The organism is Aeromonas sp. FDAARGOS 1414 (assembly GCF_019047065.1).
GTDB lineage: Bacteria > Pseudomonadota > Gammaproteobacteria > Enterobacterales > Aeromonadaceae > Aeromonas > Aeromonas veronii_A.
Genome location: NZ_CP077210.1, coordinates 1232905 through 1248288, shown reverse-complemented (window position 1 = coordinate 1248288; position 15384 = coordinate 1232905). Strand labels below are relative to the sequence as shown.

Genomic DNA, 15384 nt, shown 5'->3' with positions numbered 1-15384 from the left:
CAATAAGGATGAAACTTTATGAGTATAAGCAATGTCGCCAAACTTTCCTATGGTATAGGAGCCCTTGGTAAAGATTTGGCATGTTCGATAATTTACATTTATTTAATGTATTACTATACCGATGTCGTTGGCCTTGAAGCTGCATTCGTAGGCACTTTATTTTTAGTCGCCAGAATTTGGGATACGTTCAACGACCCCATCATGGGTATGATTGTTGATAATACTCGCAGTCGCTATGGTAAGTTCAGACCATGGATCGTTATTGGTACCCTGATAAATTCAGTCGTGATGGTAGCTGTTTTCTTCACCCATGAGTTTGAAGGAACCGCACTATACATTTATACAGCTATCAGTTATATCCTCTGGGGAATGACATATACAATCATGGATATTCCCTACTGGTCGTTCATTCCCGCGCTAACCAGCAATAAGAAAGAGCGAGAGCAGATTGTGGTGATCCCTCGCCTGTTTGCAAGCTTTGCCTGGTTTGTTATGGGAGCCTTTGGCATGAAAGCTATCGATATTTTGGGTGATGGCGATAGTGGTGCCGGCTTCGCCAAGGTATCGATGATTATTGCGCTAATATTCATTTTGAGTGCTTTGCTGACCGTATGGAAAGTAAAAGAAGATAGCGCTATTGCGACCAAGGTGTCTGAGAAGATCAACTTTAAAGATGTAAAAGCGATTATCTTCCAAAATGATCAACTAAAGGCTTTGATAGGTATTGTGTTGTGCTTTAACTTGGCAATGCAGTTAGCCGGTAGTTTTGCTATCTACTACTTCACTTATGCGATGGGCGATAAAGATATGTTCGCCGTCTTCATGGGATTTGCGGGCTCTGCCGAGATCATCGGACTGGTGTTATTCCCACTGATCGTCAGCAAACTATCTCGCCCCATGATTTGGCGCCTTGCTTGTGTTTTCCCACTGATGAGTTATGTCATCTTGCTGCTTACCGGTCATTTTATGCCAGAGAATACACTACTGATCGGAATGGCAGGAGCCGCAATGAAGTTGGGCTCAGGCTTTGCCTTGGCGATGTCAACTCTTATGCTGGCAGATGTGGTTGATTACGGTGAATACAAGATGGGCATGCGCAGTGAAAGTGTCGTCTTCTCGGTGCAAACCATGCTGGTGAAAGCTGCCAGTGCATTTGCCGGCTTCCTGACTGGTATTGGGCTAACAATAGTTGGCTATGTCCCAAATACTTTGCAAAGCGAAGGCACTGTGCTGGGAATGCAGGTCTTGATGTTAGGCATTCCGAGTCTGCTAATTTGTCTGAGCTATCTGATTTATAAATCAAGTTATAAGCTCAATGGTAAATTTCACGATGAGATACTGGCCGCACTGGGTCGAGTTTGAATATAGAGAAAAACAACTTGCAAGAAATAAGTGAGTTCGTCATTTAGGTTCTCACTGATAGTCGCATCATTTTCACATTAATAGCTCTAGGTTACCTGGTGAAATAGGTCGTGCCTTTTATTATCTTAACGATGCAAAGAAAACCCATTTAATATTGACAAGTAAGGAAAATACATGAAACTAAAAAAATCAAACTGCTTCAGTCTGCTTTTATTAGCGATGCAGCCTTTGTCTTCTCAGGCTGCATTTGAAAATTTCACAACTATGGGATATGCCAAGTGGGGCAATATAAACACGAATAACGATGAACGTAATGGGGGTAAAGGAGAACTGGATGCTGTACTACGAGCCCAGGAGGGGTATGGCAACTATCGTCTTGGTAATGAGATGAACTGGTGGGAGTTGGGTTTCAAGGCTGACTTGTGGCGGCAAGAGGAGGCTTACTTCGATTTCACATATTATATTGGCAGTGGCGACAAGTGGAGCGATGTCGGTACATTACAGGTCTGGTCTTCTGCTCATAATATATTGCCAAGTTTGCCTGGCGCGGTAGTCTGGGCCGGGGAGCGATTCTATCAGCGCCATGAAGTTCACATGATCGATGTCAAGTATTGGGATGTCTCTAACAAGGGCTTTGGTATTGAAAATATTGACGTTAGCGGCACCAAGCTTCATCTCGCCTATTTCACCCCGGAGAGCAGTTATAATGCCCTTGGTGAAAATGGGGCCTACCATGACGAGATCCGTTCGTTACACCACTTTGATGTTCGACTATCCGATATAAATATAAGTAGTGGTGCTCATATAACGCTCGGTTTGAACTATGTATTCGCCCAGAATGATCATTTCGAACAGTTTGATAACAAAGGTTATCCAAATCAGGATATCACGGATAGCGGTGCAATGCTGAGCATGCTATACCAGCAGAAGTGGGCTCTAGGTAGTAATACGCTCGCTATGCAGTATGGTATCGATGGATTGGCTGGCGGTTTGATGAGTGCCGAGGGAGCCTCAGCAGTAAAATATGCGATTGGAGTCGACCATGATGGCAGTAGTTTCCGCGTTATAAACCATGGCGATCTCTTTTTTAATGACAAGTGGAGTGCTCTTTATTCAATAGCTTATCAAAGCCTGGAGCTTGATAATGAGTACGGCAGTGACTGGTTCAGTGCTGGTATGCGTCCGCAATATAGTTGGAATGACTTTACAGCAACGGCTCTTGAAATTGGTTACGAGCGCGTCAAGGCTCAAAATGGTTCAGGTGTGAACAACTTCTCCAAGGTAACGTTGGCACAAATGTTCCAAGCTGGCCGCTCTGTCTGGGCTCGACCAACCCTGCGTTTATTTGCCACCTACGCCGAACTGGATAATGAGTGGAGTCGTCAAGGCGATGTGTATGGCAAACCTGTTAAGTTGACTGGCGATAAAGCCGTTAGTCAAAACGAAGCGACTTTCGGCTTTAATATCGAAGTATGGTGGTAAATATATTGACTAAAAAATGTCGCCATACTAAATACTAGTATTACGTTATCTATGCACAATGCCAGTCAGTTATATATGACTGGCATTGTTATTAGTTGGTTGTATGTGACACGACATATACCTGAGTCGTGTTTACAATGATTCATTACGAAAACTCTGTGCCTCTAGGCTATATCTCATATTGATGTTATTGATAGGCATGGTTGCACGATAGTGACAGTTCTATATAAATATCTTTAATAAAGAGCGTGATAAATATTTCTCTGTGAGGAAGCCTGCAATATTTTTTGGTAACCTCCGATAAAAATATAGCAAAACCGTTCTGATGAGGTTAAGTAATCAACACTTCCCTAAGGGAAACATCATGGCTCATTTTTTACAAACTTGATTTTTATGAGATAGCTTCTACACCAGAAAATAACGAGTTTGTTATCTCCATCAGATGAGATATCCAGCTTGGTGAACTCGAATCTTCTCCATGAATCTAACCTGGTGTAGAAAGTATGTTTATAACACGCCATAAAATAGAAGCGCCGGATGATACCCGGCGCTTCATCATGATGGTCTGGCAGGCTTCACTTAATAAAGGGTGCAGCCCCAACGGTAACGACGCTCAAGCAGTTGATACTCGGGACGCACGCTCTGACTCCAGGAGTCATCCCCACCCACCCCCATGTGGGCGCCATCGAGACACACCCACAGCCCCTCTTCAGCCACCAGATCGCTCTGGTGACGGGCGGCGGCCAGCTGTTGCTGACTGAAGCGGCTGGCACTGAAATGGAAGCTGCCGCTCACCGTCGTGCTGCCCAGCTGCAGCTGACGGGTATCGCAGCGCAAGCCGTTGTCACTCGGGAAGATGTAAGGGGTGTGCATCGCCTCCAGCGGCAAACTCCAGCGCCCAAGATCGGCGCCCAGCAGGCGATCCGGATAGTTCTCGTGAGGGCCACGCCCCAGCCATTCGGCTCGCGCCGGTACCTCGGCCAGATGAAGCAGCAGACCGATCCGCGGCAGCGACGGCAGCACCTGTGCCAGCTCGGTTTCTATCTCCAGGCTCATGGCACCATCGTCGGTAAAGCGGTGATGCCAGTGACTCACCAGCAGCAGCTCATCGTGGTGGAAGTAACCATGGCTGACCCGGATATCCCCTCCAGCGACCACGATCCCCAAACAGCGGTGCTGCCACTGACCGAGACCACAGCCCTGCCAGCGAGCAATCCAGGAGTTGGGGTCGGCGTGATCCGCTTCGCTGGTGCCAATGTCGTTGTCGAGCGGCGCGCGGTAGAAGTGATCCATGATCGGCGCCAGCAACAGCTCCTGCCCCGATTTTTGCCAACTGGTGATGCGACCGCTCTGCTTGTCGAGCCACCACTGGCTGCTTGCGGCGGTGATCCGCCAGCCATCCGGCTGCTCGCTCAGGGTGGCGGCAGCGGCGGCAGCAGGTAGAGCAAGGGGGGTCGGCAGGGTGAACTGCTGACGGGCGACCTTGTGATCCGCCTGCGACCACAGGGTGGCCTCTGGCTGCACGATGGCCAGATCGAGCCAGGCCAGTGAGCCTGCCGCAAAGGCGGGCAGTGTCTCGCTCAGGGTCAACTCGACCACCCCTTGCGGCGCCAGCATGAGGGAAACCTCCCCTTGCTGCTGCACATGGCCGTTCTCGCACAACTGCCAGCAAAGCTGCTCGTTGTCGGTTTCCCGAAACAGGTATTCACTCTCGATCCGCACCCGCAGCGGGGTGTGCTCAAGCAGAGTGAAGCGGAACGGCTGCTGGGCGCGCTTCGCCTCGCACAGGGCGGGATGGGGGGTGCGATCCGGGAACAGCAGACCGTTGCAGCAGAACTGGCGATCGTTTTGCACATCACCGAAGTCGCCGCCATAGCCCCAGTAGTGGCGACCATCGGCGGTGTATTTGTCGAGCCCCTGATCGACCCAATCCCAGACAAACCCGCCTTGCAGGCGTGGATGATCGCGAAACGCCTGCCAGTAGTGGGCGTAGCCCCCCAGACTGTTACCCATGGCGTGGGCATATTCGCAGAGGATCAACGGCCGGTGCTCGCCGGGCAGGCCGATCCACTTGGCCAGCGCCCACTTTGGCACCGCCGGGAAAGGCTGATCCTGATGGGTTCTGGCATACATGGGACAGATAATGTCGGTCGCCGGGGTATCGGCCCCGCCCCCCTCATACTGCACCGGACGGCTCGGGTCGCTGCGCTTGATCCAGCCATACATGGCATCGTGGGCCGGGCCGTAACCCGACTCGTTGCCGAGCGACCAGATGATGATGGAGGGGTGGTTGAAATCCCGCGCCACCATGCGGGTCGCCCGCTCCAGAAAAGCGTTGCTCCAGGCGGGATCCCGCGCCAGCCGCCCCATGGGGGTCATGCCGTGAGTCTCCAGATTCGCCTCGTCCACCACATAGAGACCGAGCCGATCGCAGAGGCGATAGAAGTCGGGGTGGTTGGGATAGTGGGAGCAGCGCACCGCATTGAAGTTGTGCCGCTTCATCAGCAGCAGATCCCGCTCCATGGTGGCACGATCGATGGCATAACCCCTGGCGGGGTGGTGTTCATGGCGGTTGGCACCACGGATCAGCAGCGGCTGACCGTTGACCCGCAGCAGGCCGCCACGGATCTCCACCACCCTAAAGCCCACATCGCACGCCTCGCTCTCGATGGCCTGACCCTGTTCGTCCAGCAGGGTCAGGGTCAGGCGATAGAGATGGGGCGTCTCGGCGCTCCACTTGCGCGGCGCAGCCACGTCGAGCCAGCACTCGGCGCGATCGTCATACGCCCCTTTTTCATCAATGGCTTGGGTGCCGATCGGCTGGCGCAGGGTCGCGACCCGCTCGCCACCGTCATAGAGATTGGCCTCTACCGACAGCCCAGCCCCATTGGCGACTTGCAGGGCAATCTTGAGACGGCCATCCCGATAGCAGGCATCCAGCTCGGGGGTCACCCGCATATCCATCAGATGGCGGGACGGTTTGTGCAACAGGCTGACGGAGCGGAAGATCCCCGACAGCCACCACATATCCTGATCTTCCAGATAGGAGCCGTCGGACCAGCGCAGCACCAGCACCGCCAGCCGGTTGCGACCGCTCTGCAGATATGGGGTCAGATCGAATTCGGCGGGCAGCCGGCTGTCCTGGGAGTAACCGACCCAGCGGCCGTTGCAGAAGAGGTGGAAGGCGCTGCTCACCCCGTCGAAGATGATCCGGCTCTGACCGCTTGCCAGCCAGCCGGCGGGCAGATCGAACTCGCGGGAGTAGCAACCGGTAGGGTTCTCTGCTGGCACCCGGGGCGGATCGCAAGGAAAGGGGTACTTGATATTGGTGTAGATGGGGCCATCGGTGGGCGGCCGCGCAGCCGGATAGGCGGCATCCAGCTGCCAGTTGCCCGGCACCGTGATGGGGCAGGCATCCGTCAGATCCTGCGCCAGCCAGCTCTCGGGCACCAATTCGGGAGCGGCAAAGAAGGAGAAGCTCCACTCGCCATCGAGCAAGAGATGGGAGGAAGAGGCCAGATCCCCCTTGGCATCCGCTTCGCTGCGCCAGCTGAACATGGGGGTATGGGTGGGTAAACGATTAACACTGGTCACAGCCTGTGTTTGCCAATCGGCACGACAAATGATTTGGTGTAACGCCATACTGTTATTCATCTTTTATAACCTTTTTCAAATCTCTGATTACAAAATGGTCGGTTAGTAACTAGCGGCTTTTTTTGAAACCATCGTTCTACCCTTTAACAGCCCAAGTGGTCCCATTCCCGAGAGGGTAAAGACAGAAATAAAGGTGAAAGTTGCGGCAATAATGCCCAATACCAAGTAGGTTTCACGAAAGCCCATCACCTCATACATAGATCCAGCCCACACAGACATAAACATGGTTGCTAGCTGCTTGAAGAACTGATAGCCAATCAACCAGATAGTCGCACTAAAGCGAACATCAAATTCACTAGTGATGTACTTGAATGTACCGACCAACAGGAATGGAACTTCCAACATATGTAGAGTTTTCAGCAAAATGACATGGCTAACTGTCTCGGCGAATGAGGAGCCGATGATTCGAATAGACATGATGGTCCCAGCGATTAGCAGGGCATTTTTTCCGCCAATTCGATTCACAATCAGTGGGGCAAAAAACATGATGCTGGCGTTCAGTAACTCCCCCATCGTAGTGACATAACCAAAGTAACGAGTACCTTCTTCTTTTGTATCAAAGAATGCGGTAAAAAAATTCGCGAATTGCTGATCAAATACGTCATAGGTACATGCCACCCCGACGACATAGAGGGTGAAGAACCAGAATTTTGGTTGTTTTAACAATCCCATTGCCAGTTTTACGCTAAACCCTTTCTGATTGGCGCCAATACTATCTAGCACTTCACTGGTGCTACCACGACCAGGGTTGATAAAATAGAATAAAACCGCCATTACAACAGCAAAAGCAGACCCCATCCAGAACACGAACTCATTGTTGATGGTAAACATGATCCCTACAATAGAGGCACAAAGGGCCCAGCCTATTGCGCCAAACATCCTTGCTCGGCCAAACTCGAACTGACTGGAGCGACTCACCTTCTCAACATAAGCCTCTATGGCAGGAGCCCCGCCTGCAAATACAAAACCGATGTACATGCCCCCTACGATAGAACCGAGATAGATGTTCAATTTCAGCAATGGTGCCAATACATAAAGAAAGAAGGGCGCGAAGAATACCAGTAATCCAATGATGATCCAGAGCAAATTCTTTTTCAGCCCTAACTTGTCAGAAATCAGCCCAAATACTGGCTGAAATAGAAGTGCAAATAAAGAAATAGTGCCGAAGACAATTCCAGTTTCAGCCTTGCTGATACCATTGACATCATGCAGCCAAATCGGGAAAAATGGAAAATAAGCTCCCATTACAAAAAAGTAAAGAAAAAATATGGCACCGAACATTACCATATTTCTATTCAATCCAAACAATCTTTCTATACTCATCAAATATCCATCCATTGTCCATAATAAACCATTGACTTGAGAGAATGTCCTCAGACTGCCCTCGCCTCATGACAAGATTACGAACTAATTACGATGCATATTGTGACGTAACACACACCAATGTAAACGATTACACCGGCACCATATGGAAGTATATAAAAAAGAGACCCCACTAGCACAATCAAATAATAAATTTCTGATTATAAAAATAATAAAATATGGAAAATTAAAGCAACTTCATTAATAGAATCGAAATTATGTAATGGAGGTTATAGAGATAGCGACCTGATCTCATCAGGTCATTAAGCAGACCATGGTGATAACTGCTCCCCCTACGATGGTGGCCAAGATGATTAGACCACTACAAACTCGTTGGTGATGGGGGGACAGGGACGCTCCCATGATGCAGACTTGATAGAGGGTAGTGGTGATCAGATCACCGAGTCCTCAGTTAGTTTCATTCAAGCTGCATCAATTTGGGCAACAATGCTCCCTTTCAACATATAACTGGGACAGTGCCTTCAGTTACCCGCGCGCGCCGCCAGTACCCGCTCCACCGTATCGACGATGGCCTGAGTCTGGGGATCGATCTCGATATTAGTCTGCCAGCCAGCCTTGACCCAACCCAGGTTGGTGCGGGCCAGGGTCTCGGGGATCAAGTGAACGCAAAACTCCCGCTCCCGCTCGCGCACCTCACCTATGGTCAGGCTGATGCCGTCGATGCCGATGTATCCCTTGGTCAGCACATATTTCATCAGCTCGGGAGCAAGGCGATACCACACCTGACGGTTGTTGGGTGTGTCGATCACCGAGGTAACCTCTGCCATGCCAATGATGTGGCCAGACATGGCATGACCGCCGATCTCGTCACCAAAGCGGGCGGCCCGCTCCACATTGACCTTGTCCCCCACCTGCAACAAGCCGAGATTGGTGAGACGCAGGGTCTCCTGCATCAGATCAAAGCTGACCAGCTCACCCTCGACCCGGGTGACGGTCAAACAGCAGCCGTTGTGGGCGACCGAAGCGCCAAGGACCAGCCCTTCCCCCCACGCCGGGCTTGGCATGCGGATAACATGGGTACGGAAGTTGGGTTGCTCCTCGATGGCCACCAGTTCGGCGGTCCCCTGCACTATGCCAGTGAACATCTCTCGTCTCCTGCTACGGCAAAAAGGGCAGGTTAACCTCGGGCAGAAGGTGAGACAAGGGTACAGGCTGACAAGCTTGCGCCCGATCGCTATAGTGACGCCGTTCACATCCGGGTAAACAAGGAAAAAAGAAATGCAGGTATATCAATGTTGTGAAGCGATCCGTATCGCCTATAACCAGATTGGCTCCGGCGAGCAGGGCTATGTGCCGAAGGCCATCGCCGCCACTATCCGCGCCCTCAACGCGGTCGCCGCCGATGAGCGGGTACCCGCCGAACTGCGTGAACAGGCCGCCTATGCCGCTGCCAACCTGCTGATCAGCGATCACGAAGACGCCTGATCCTGCCCCTGGGGCGGCAACTATTTCGTCCTGGCTGAATTTCAGGCTAGAATGCCTCCCCCACCCTTTGCACTTTCGTCCGAAAGTGCAAAGGCTCTTCCCGATTTCCGCTCTTTTTTACTCTTATCTGATCCACTCGGAGGTGTCAGTGCAACGTTATTGGTCCGAGGCGAAGCAGCTCGTCCGTCTAGCCAGCCCCATTCTGGTCGCCCAGGTGGCCCAGGTGGCCATGAACTTCGTCGATACCGTGATGGCGGGTCAGGTGAGTGCGGTCGATCTGGCCGCCGTGTCGGTGGCGTCCAGCTTCTGGCTACCGGTGATCCTGCTGGTGCAGGGGATCATCATGGCGCTGACCCCCATCGTCTCCCAGCTCAATGGCGCCCGTAAACGGGAGGCAATTCGCCCGGCCGTCCATCAGGGCTTCTGGCTGGCACTGATCGTCACCCCGCTGGCGATGATTGCGCTCTATTACAGCCCGCTGGCATTGCAGTTCATGGATGTGGAGCCGGTGATGGCGGCCAAGACCACTGGTTATCTGCACGCCATCCTGTGGGGCCTTCCCGCGTTCGTGATGTTCCAGGTGCTGCGCAACTTCAGTGAGGGGCTCTCCCACACCATGCCTACCATGGTGATCGGCTTTGTCGGGCTGGCGGTCAATATTCCCGCCAACTACATCTTCATTCACGGCCACTTCGGCATGCCGAAACTGGGCGGGGTGGGCTGTGGCGTGGCTACTGCCATTGTGCTGTGGGCCATGCTGCTGGCGATGATCCTCTATGTGAAGCTCTCCCGTCACTTCACCGAGATCCGGCTCTTCTCCCAGCTGGCTCGCCCCAACGGCAGCCGGATCTGGCGCTTGTTCCGCTTGGGCTTCCCCATCGCCATGGCGATCTTCTGCGAGGTGACCCTGTTTACCGTGGTGGCCCTGATGCTGGCTCCTTTCGGTGCCGAGACTGTGGCGAGCCACCAGATTGCGCTGAACTTCTCCAGCCTGGTCTTTATGCTACCCCTCTCCATCGGGGTGGGTGTCACCATCCGGGTCGGCCACAGTATCGGTGAAGGGCAACCCCATCACGCTCGGGTGGCAGCTCGCACCGGCTTGATGCTGGGGATGGCCATCGCTGCTGCCACTGCCGCCATGACGGTGCTGCTGCGCGAGCAGATCGCCTCCATCTATACCGATGATCAGCAGGTGATCGTCCTGGCGGCCATCTTGCTGTTCTTCGCCGCCATCTATCAAATCTCGGACTCTGTGCAGGTGGTCGCGGCCGCCGCACTGCGCGGTTACAAGGATACCCAGGCGATCTTCTACGTCACCATCGTCGCTTACTGGGGACTGGGGCTGCCCACCGGCATGATCCTGGGTCTGACCGACTGGCTGGTGCCGCGGATGGGGCCGCAGGGATTCTGGATCGGCTTTATTGTCGGCCTCACCAGTGCAGCCCTGATGCTGGGGGCGAGATTGCGCTACATCTATGGCCGTTTTGCCACTCCGGAAGCCTGCACTACCCTGTCGCGATCTCAGTAACAGGGCTTGGCAAGCGACAACTCGCCTGCAAAATCAACAGGCTGCGCAAGAACTGGGCAAACAGTCTCCTTTGTGCATATGGCCTGTTGACAGCCTTGGGGGGCATGGGTAGTATGCCGACCACGTCAGCAGCGCTGGCGTAGTGAAGTAAGAGAAAGTGGGTTTATAGCTCAGTTGGTTAGAGCACTACCTTGACATGGTAGGGGTCGTTGGTTCGAATCCAATTAAACCCACCACTTTTCTGTGATGCGTCCTTAGCTCAGCTGGTTAGAGCACCACCTTGACATGGTGGGGGTCGGTGGTTCGAATCCACTAGGACGCACCATTACAGAACACTGATTATGCGTCCTTAGCTCAGCTGGTTAGAGCATCACCTTGACATGGTGGGGGTCGGTGGTTCGAATCCACTAGGACGCACCATTCAGTTTCAAAACTTTGCAGTTATTCCAGATGTGGGTTTATAGCTCAGTTGGTTAGAGCACTACCTTGACATGGTAGGGGTCGTTGGTTCGAATCCAATTAAACCCACCACTTCTGCATAAAGAAATAAAAGTCGCATTGCGCACCCTGCGTCCTTAGCTCAGCTGGTTAGAGCATCACCTTGACATGGTGGGGGTCGGTGGTTCGAATCCACTAGGACGCACCAGATTAAAAAAGCCCGCTCATCGAGCGGGCTTTTTGCATTCTGCCATGCAGCCACTCCCCTGCCCCGCCACTTCGTTCAGCACAATTCGGCAATGGCGCAGAACCTTGTTCCCATAAAAAGCCCGTGTCGTCTGATAAACGACACGGGCCGGATAGATGCCGCCAGCGCCTCAGCTCTGCACGGCAATCTCGTACTTCTTTATCTTGCGATAGAGGGTGGCAATCCCAATCCCCAGCGCCTGTGCGGCCAGTTTCTTGTTGCCGAGCCGCTGCAGGGTCTCTTCTATCATCTGTTTTTCCATGCTCTCAAGGCCGCTCTCACCCGGAACGGGTTCAGGCAGCTTCTCCGGCGTGGCGGCGAGCGGAGCTGTGGCAGGCACATTGAACGATGCATCCAGGTTGGTCACCGGGATCGACTGGGCGGTGACGCGATGGGGCTCCTGATTGCGGATGATGTTGGGGGGCAGCAGGCTGGCGTCAATCACCTCGCCCGCCTGGCTGACGTTGACCAGATATTCGATGAGGTTGCTGAGCTCGCGGACGTTGCCCGGCCAGCGATACCCCTTGAGCAGCGCCATTACCTCGGGCGCCAGACCGGGATAGACGATGCCGATGCGGCTGGTGTGCAGGTTGAGGAAGTAGTGGGTCAGCAGCTCCACGTCCCCTTCCCGCTCCCGCAGCGGCGGCAGGTTGAGGGGGATGACATTGATGCGGTAGTAGAGATCCTCGCGAAACTTCCCTTCGGCGATGTATTGATCGAGATGCTGGTGAGTGGCGGCGATGATGCGAATATCCACCGGCACCGGTCGGCTGGCCCCGATGGGGGTCACCTCCCGAAGCTCCAGCACCCGCAGCAGCTTGGCCTGCATGGTGAGCGGCATGTCGCCAATCTCGTCAAGGAACAGGGTTCCCTGATGGGCCGCCTGGATCAGGCCCTGTTTGCCACCGCTGGAGGCACCGGTAAAGGAGCCCTTCACATAGCCAAACAGCTCGCTCTCCAGCAGTTGTTCGGGAATAGCGGCACAGTTGATGGCGATGAACGGCTTGTCCTGCCGCGGACTCAGGCGATGGACGGCGCGGGCCACCACCTCTTTACCGGTGCCGCTCTCGCCACAAATCAGCACGCTGGAGGGACTCTGGGCGATGCGGTGCAGCAGTCGCTTGAGGGTGCGCATCGGCTTGCTCTCGCCGATCAGCTGATCGATCCGCACATCCGGATCCGGCTCCTGCACCTGACCGGAGTGGGACTGGTGAAACGCCATCAGAAAGAGCTGCTGCCCCTGCACATGATGTAGCTGGCCGATGATCAGCTCCTGACGACCTTCAAAGGTGATGATGTGCTGGAGATGACCACTCAGCCCCTGTTGGGAGAAGGTGAGCGGGCGGATCCCCACTTCGCGCCCCTGCAGCTGTTCCTGCTGGCAACCCAGATGATGGAGTGCCGCCTCGTTGGCGTAGAGCAGTTGACTCTTGTCATCGAGCAGCAGGCAGCCCTGATCCATGTTGGTCATCAGATTGAGGAACACCTTGTTGACCCCGTCCGACAGCCCGCGCGAATCGAGCAACTTGGCCACAAAGATGGTGGAGATGTGGCGCACATAGTCACACACATCCTGCAGATTGTTGTTGAGGCGCGCCTGCTGCTCGTCGCTGAAGGCCACCAGACTGATCACCCCGATACAACGCTCGTCCACCATGATGGGCACCCCGAGGAAGGCGCGCTCACGGCAACTCTCCTTGCAGGTACAACCGTCACACACCGGATCATCGCTGGTGTGGGTAACTATCTTCTCCCGCTGATTATCAATCACATAGCGCAGCAGGCGGGAATCCCCCTCCAGCTGACGTCCGAAGAACTTGCCATAAGGCCCGGTGCCAGCCACCCGAACCATATCGGCATCCACAATCTCGACCTCAAGCTGCAGCACACTGGCCAGCATCTTGGCAAAGCGCAAGATGGTCGGCTGGATCTGCATCAACAGACACTGGTTGCTCACGGATCTCATCCATCATTCCTTTTTGTTCTTGTTATCCTCCCCCTAAAGGGAGTCATGCTGGCCAGATACTAAGGGATATCAGGGGGAACTACTTCGGGGGGGATCACGAAAAGGGAAAATGATCCGTATCCTCCGCGACTTCAGAGGCACAGATAAAATTCAATAAAAACATAAAGATGAAAACACATGCAGCAAGATAAATCACTTGGGCCAGCCAAGCCTGCAGATCTGCGGAATCCATCGACAAATCATGCTGAACGTGGGGAAAACAACCACTGAAATGGCATTTGGTTCACGCACCGCGTATCTGTTTCAAGACTTGGCACTCATGGTCGAAATCCGCTTTATCTTGCGGCTGAATGTAACTTTGCCAGCGGGCAAACAGCTCGGCCGTCGGATATCGATGCAGACGAATACCGGTGCGATAGAGTTTGGGAAAGAGTGGGTCTGGCTGGGATCTCACGACCAGACCGCGCAGCATCTCGCCAGAGGGAATGGCAATCACCAGCTCATCCCCCTCTTTCAACCGTATGGCCCCCAGAATACCGATGCCGCCGATGGCTATGTCGCGCACTACCACATAGGGCACAGGGTTGAGCAACTCCAAAAACCAGTTGCGACGGCTGCATTCTGCCTTGTAACCACCGCCACTGAGGATAAAACGGCGGTGTCTGCGCCAGTCATAACCGGTAGGCAATGCCGGGTCATAGCGCGATTTTGCCTGCCCCAAAGGATCAGATTGCTCACTTGTGCCCATCCGGTTTCCCTCACTGGCATTGGTTAAACAGTGTCAGTCAGCTCTTTTTCATACTATAGCTGTCGCCGTTATCCCTGGGGCTCAGGGCCGGATACGGGGACGACAGATGTATCACGGAGGCAATGATGGACAGAGATGGCATGGAAAAGCTTGCTGATCCTGATAGGCTAACTTTCCCCTGCAAGGATGAGATGCGAACTACTGTGACTCGGTTCGATCAAGCAATTGGCCAGTGAGTCGCACCGTCGCACCAATGCAATCTGGCTTAGCCGGGCAGATGAAGTGCCAGCCAGACCGCCAGCGGGATCACCAGCACAGAGAGGGCATTGCCGCCGAGCACGATACTGGCCACCTTGTCCGGCTGGCAGTGATACTGCTCGCAGAGCATGTAATTCAACACCGCAGGGGGCAAGGAAACCGACAACATCAACAGCGGGATCCACTCCGTCTTGAGCGGCAACAGCCAGATCGCCAGCAGCAGCGACAATCCCCCCGCCAGCAGATAGAGCAGGTTGCACTTGAGCGCGAGGCCCAGGTGATCGAGCTCCCCCTCCATCAGGCGAATACCCAACGCAAAGAGCATCAGGGGCACCGAGATCTGGCCAAGCAGCGAGGCCGTGGTAACCACATATTCCGGCAGCGTAATGTGCAGGTTGGCCACCAGCAAACCGGCCAGCGCGGCCCACAGAACAGGGCTGCGCAGCCACAGCCAGCGGGAGGTATTGGCCGAGAGGATAAACATGCCGACCGAAAAGTGCAGCAGATTGGAGAGCACAAAGAGGATCACGATGGCCCCCAGTTGTTGCTCGCCAAACGCCAGCACCATCAAGGGGATACCGAGATTGCCGGTATTTCGGAACATGGCGGGCAAGATCAGCGCTGCCCGCTCAATCCCTTTGAGTTTGATCAGTGCGAGCAGCAGACCGGGTAACAGGATAACCAGCGCCCCCGCTGCAATCAGCGGCAGATGCTCCGCCAGCGCCAGCGGGTACTTGACCAGCGCGGAGAAGACCAGCGCCGGGGTAAACAGCTCAATATTGGCCCGATTGACGTAACCGAGAGCGGCCCCCGGTCGCAATCGCCCGTAGAGGGCGCCGAGCCCGACCACACCGAACACCGGGATGACGATATTGAGCAAGGCGCTGAACATG

At 54.0% G+C, this 15384-nt stretch carries 10 protein-coding genes and 5 tRNA genes; 9 read left to right on the top strand and 6 right to left on the bottom strand.

Annotated elements, in window-relative coordinates; all coding sequences use genetic code 11:
- The first annotated feature begins 18 nt into the window (after nucleotides 1-18).
- A complete protein-coding gene (gene melB / locus I6L44_RS05605) occupies nucleotides 19-1362 on the top strand; it encodes a melibiose:sodium transporter MelB (RefSeq protein WP_216953515.1) in 1344 nt (447 codons plus the stop codon).
- A 174-nt stretch (nucleotides 1363-1536) separates the two neighbouring features.
- On the top strand, nucleotides 1537-2844 hold the full coding sequence (locus I6L44_RS05600; protein WP_216953514.1) for a carbohydrate porin: 1308 nt from the start codon (nucleotides 1537-1539) through the stop codon (nucleotides 2842-2844).
- Between the two features lie 579 nt (nucleotides 2845-3423).
- On the opposite strand, the gene I6L44_RS05595 is transcribed toward I6L44_RS05600, so the two are convergent.
- The 3 genes from I6L44_RS05595 to I6L44_RS05585 all read right to left on the bottom strand — a co-directional run bounded on the left by I6L44_RS05595 (nucleotide 3424) and on the right by I6L44_RS05585 (nucleotide 8966).
- Nucleotides 3424-6486, bottom strand: a complete 3063-nt coding sequence (locus tag I6L44_RS05595; RefSeq protein ID WP_216953513.1) for a beta-galactosidase — start codon at nucleotides 6484-6486, stop codon at nucleotides 3424-3426.
- Between the two features lie 54 nt (nucleotides 6487-6540).
- The gene (locus tag I6L44_RS05590; protein ID WP_302055949.1) at nucleotides 6541-7821 is read right to left on the bottom strand and encodes an MFS transporter; all 1281 of its coding nucleotides are present in this window, start codon (nucleotides 7819-7821) and stop codon (nucleotides 6541-6543) included.
- A 521-nt stretch (nucleotides 7822-8342) separates the two neighbouring features.
- Nucleotides 8343-8966, bottom strand: coding sequence for a riboflavin synthase subunit alpha (locus tag I6L44_RS05585; protein WP_216953512.1), 624 nt, complete (start codon nucleotides 8964-8966; stop codon nucleotides 8343-8345).
- Nucleotides 8967-9099: 133 nt separating this feature from the next.
- Here I6L44_RS05585 and I6L44_RS05580 point away from each other — a divergent pair, with 133 nt between their 5' ends.
- From I6L44_RS05580 to I6L44_RS05550, 7 genes are all read left to right on the top strand, one after another.
- Nucleotides 9100-9306 (top strand): YaeP family protein, encoded by a 207-nt coding sequence (locus I6L44_RS05580; RefSeq protein ID WP_113739999.1) that lies wholly within the window; start codon nucleotides 9100-9102, stop codon nucleotides 9304-9306.
- Between the two features lie 148 nt (nucleotides 9307-9454).
- On the top strand, nucleotides 9455-10834 hold the full coding sequence (locus I6L44_RS05575) for an MATE family efflux transporter (protein WP_040069252.1): 1380 nt from the start codon (nucleotides 9455-9457) through the stop codon (nucleotides 10832-10834).
- 159 nt (nucleotides 10835-10993) lie between these two features.
- A tRNA-Val gene (locus tag I6L44_RS05570) sits at nucleotides 10994-11070 on the top strand.
- A 12-nt stretch (nucleotides 11071-11082) separates the two neighbouring features.
- A tRNA-Val gene (locus I6L44_RS05565) sits at nucleotides 11083-11159 on the top strand.
- Between the two features lie 18 nt (nucleotides 11160-11177).
- Nucleotides 11178-11254, top strand: a tRNA-Val gene (locus I6L44_RS05560).
- A gap of 34 nt (nucleotides 11255-11288) precedes the next feature.
- Nucleotides 11289-11365, top strand: a tRNA-Val gene (locus tag I6L44_RS05555).
- A 38-nt stretch (nucleotides 11366-11403) separates the two neighbouring features.
- Nucleotides 11404-11480 (top strand) — tRNA-Val (locus I6L44_RS05550).
- 169 nt (nucleotides 11481-11649) lie between these two features.
- Here I6L44_RS05550 and I6L44_RS05545 read toward each other — a convergent pair.
- The 3 genes from I6L44_RS05545 to I6L44_RS05535 all read right to left on the bottom strand — a co-directional run bounded on the left by I6L44_RS05545 (nucleotide 11650) and on the right by I6L44_RS05535 (nucleotide 15383).
- On the bottom strand, nucleotides 11650-13485 hold the full coding sequence (locus tag I6L44_RS05545; RefSeq protein ID WP_127005688.1) for a sigma 54-interacting transcriptional regulator: 1836 nt from the start codon (nucleotides 13483-13485) through the stop codon (nucleotides 11650-11652).
- A gap of 283 nt (nucleotides 13486-13768) precedes the next feature.
- Nucleotides 13769-14233, bottom strand: coding sequence for a hypothetical protein (locus I6L44_RS05540; protein ID WP_128835637.1), 465 nt, complete (start codon nucleotides 14231-14233; stop codon nucleotides 13769-13771).
- A 265-nt stretch (nucleotides 14234-14498) separates the two neighbouring features.
- The gene (locus tag I6L44_RS05535) at nucleotides 14499-15383 is read right to left on the bottom strand and encodes an AEC family transporter (protein WP_107683067.1); all 885 of its coding nucleotides are present in this window, start codon (nucleotides 15381-15383) and stop codon (nucleotides 14499-14501) included.
- Nucleotide 15384: the final 1 nt, after the last annotated feature.

What these genes read in the sequence shown, in the direction of transcription:
- melB (WP_216953515.1), top strand. Translation starts at nt 19, where the DNA reads ATGAGTATAAGCAATGTCGCCAAACTTTCCTATGGTATAGGAGCCCTT.
- I6L44_RS05600 (WP_216953514.1), top strand. Translation starts at nt 1,537, where the DNA reads ATGAAACTAAAAAAATCAAACTGCTTCAGTCTGCTTTTATTAGCGATG.
- I6L44_RS05595 (WP_216953513.1), bottom strand. Translation starts at nt 6,486, where the DNA reads ATGGCGTTACACCAAATCATTTGTCGTGCCGATTGGCAAACACAGGCT.
- I6L44_RS05590 (WP_302055949.1), bottom strand. Translation starts at nt 7,821, where the DNA reads ATGAGTATAGAAAGATTGTTTGGATTGAATAGAAATATGGTAATGTTC.
- I6L44_RS05585 (WP_216953512.1), bottom strand. Translation starts at nt 8,966, where the DNA reads ATGTTCACTGGCATAGTGCAGGGGACCGCCGAACTGGTGGCCATCGAG.
- I6L44_RS05580 (WP_113739999.1), top strand. Translation starts at nt 9,100, where the DNA reads ATGCAGGTATATCAATGTTGTGAAGCGATCCGTATCGCCTATAACCAG.
- I6L44_RS05545 (WP_127005688.1), bottom strand. Translation starts at nt 13,485, where the DNA reads ATGAGATCCGTGAGCAACCAGTGTCTGTTGATGCAGATCCAGCCGACC.
- I6L44_RS05540 (WP_128835637.1), bottom strand. Translation starts at nt 14,233, where the DNA reads ATGGGCACAAGTGAGCAATCTGATCCTTTGGGGCAGGCAAAATCGCGC.
- I6L44_RS05535 (WP_107683067.1), bottom strand. Translation starts at nt 15,383, where the DNA reads ATGTTCAGCGCCTTGCTCAATATCGTCATCCCGGTGTTCGGTGTGGTC.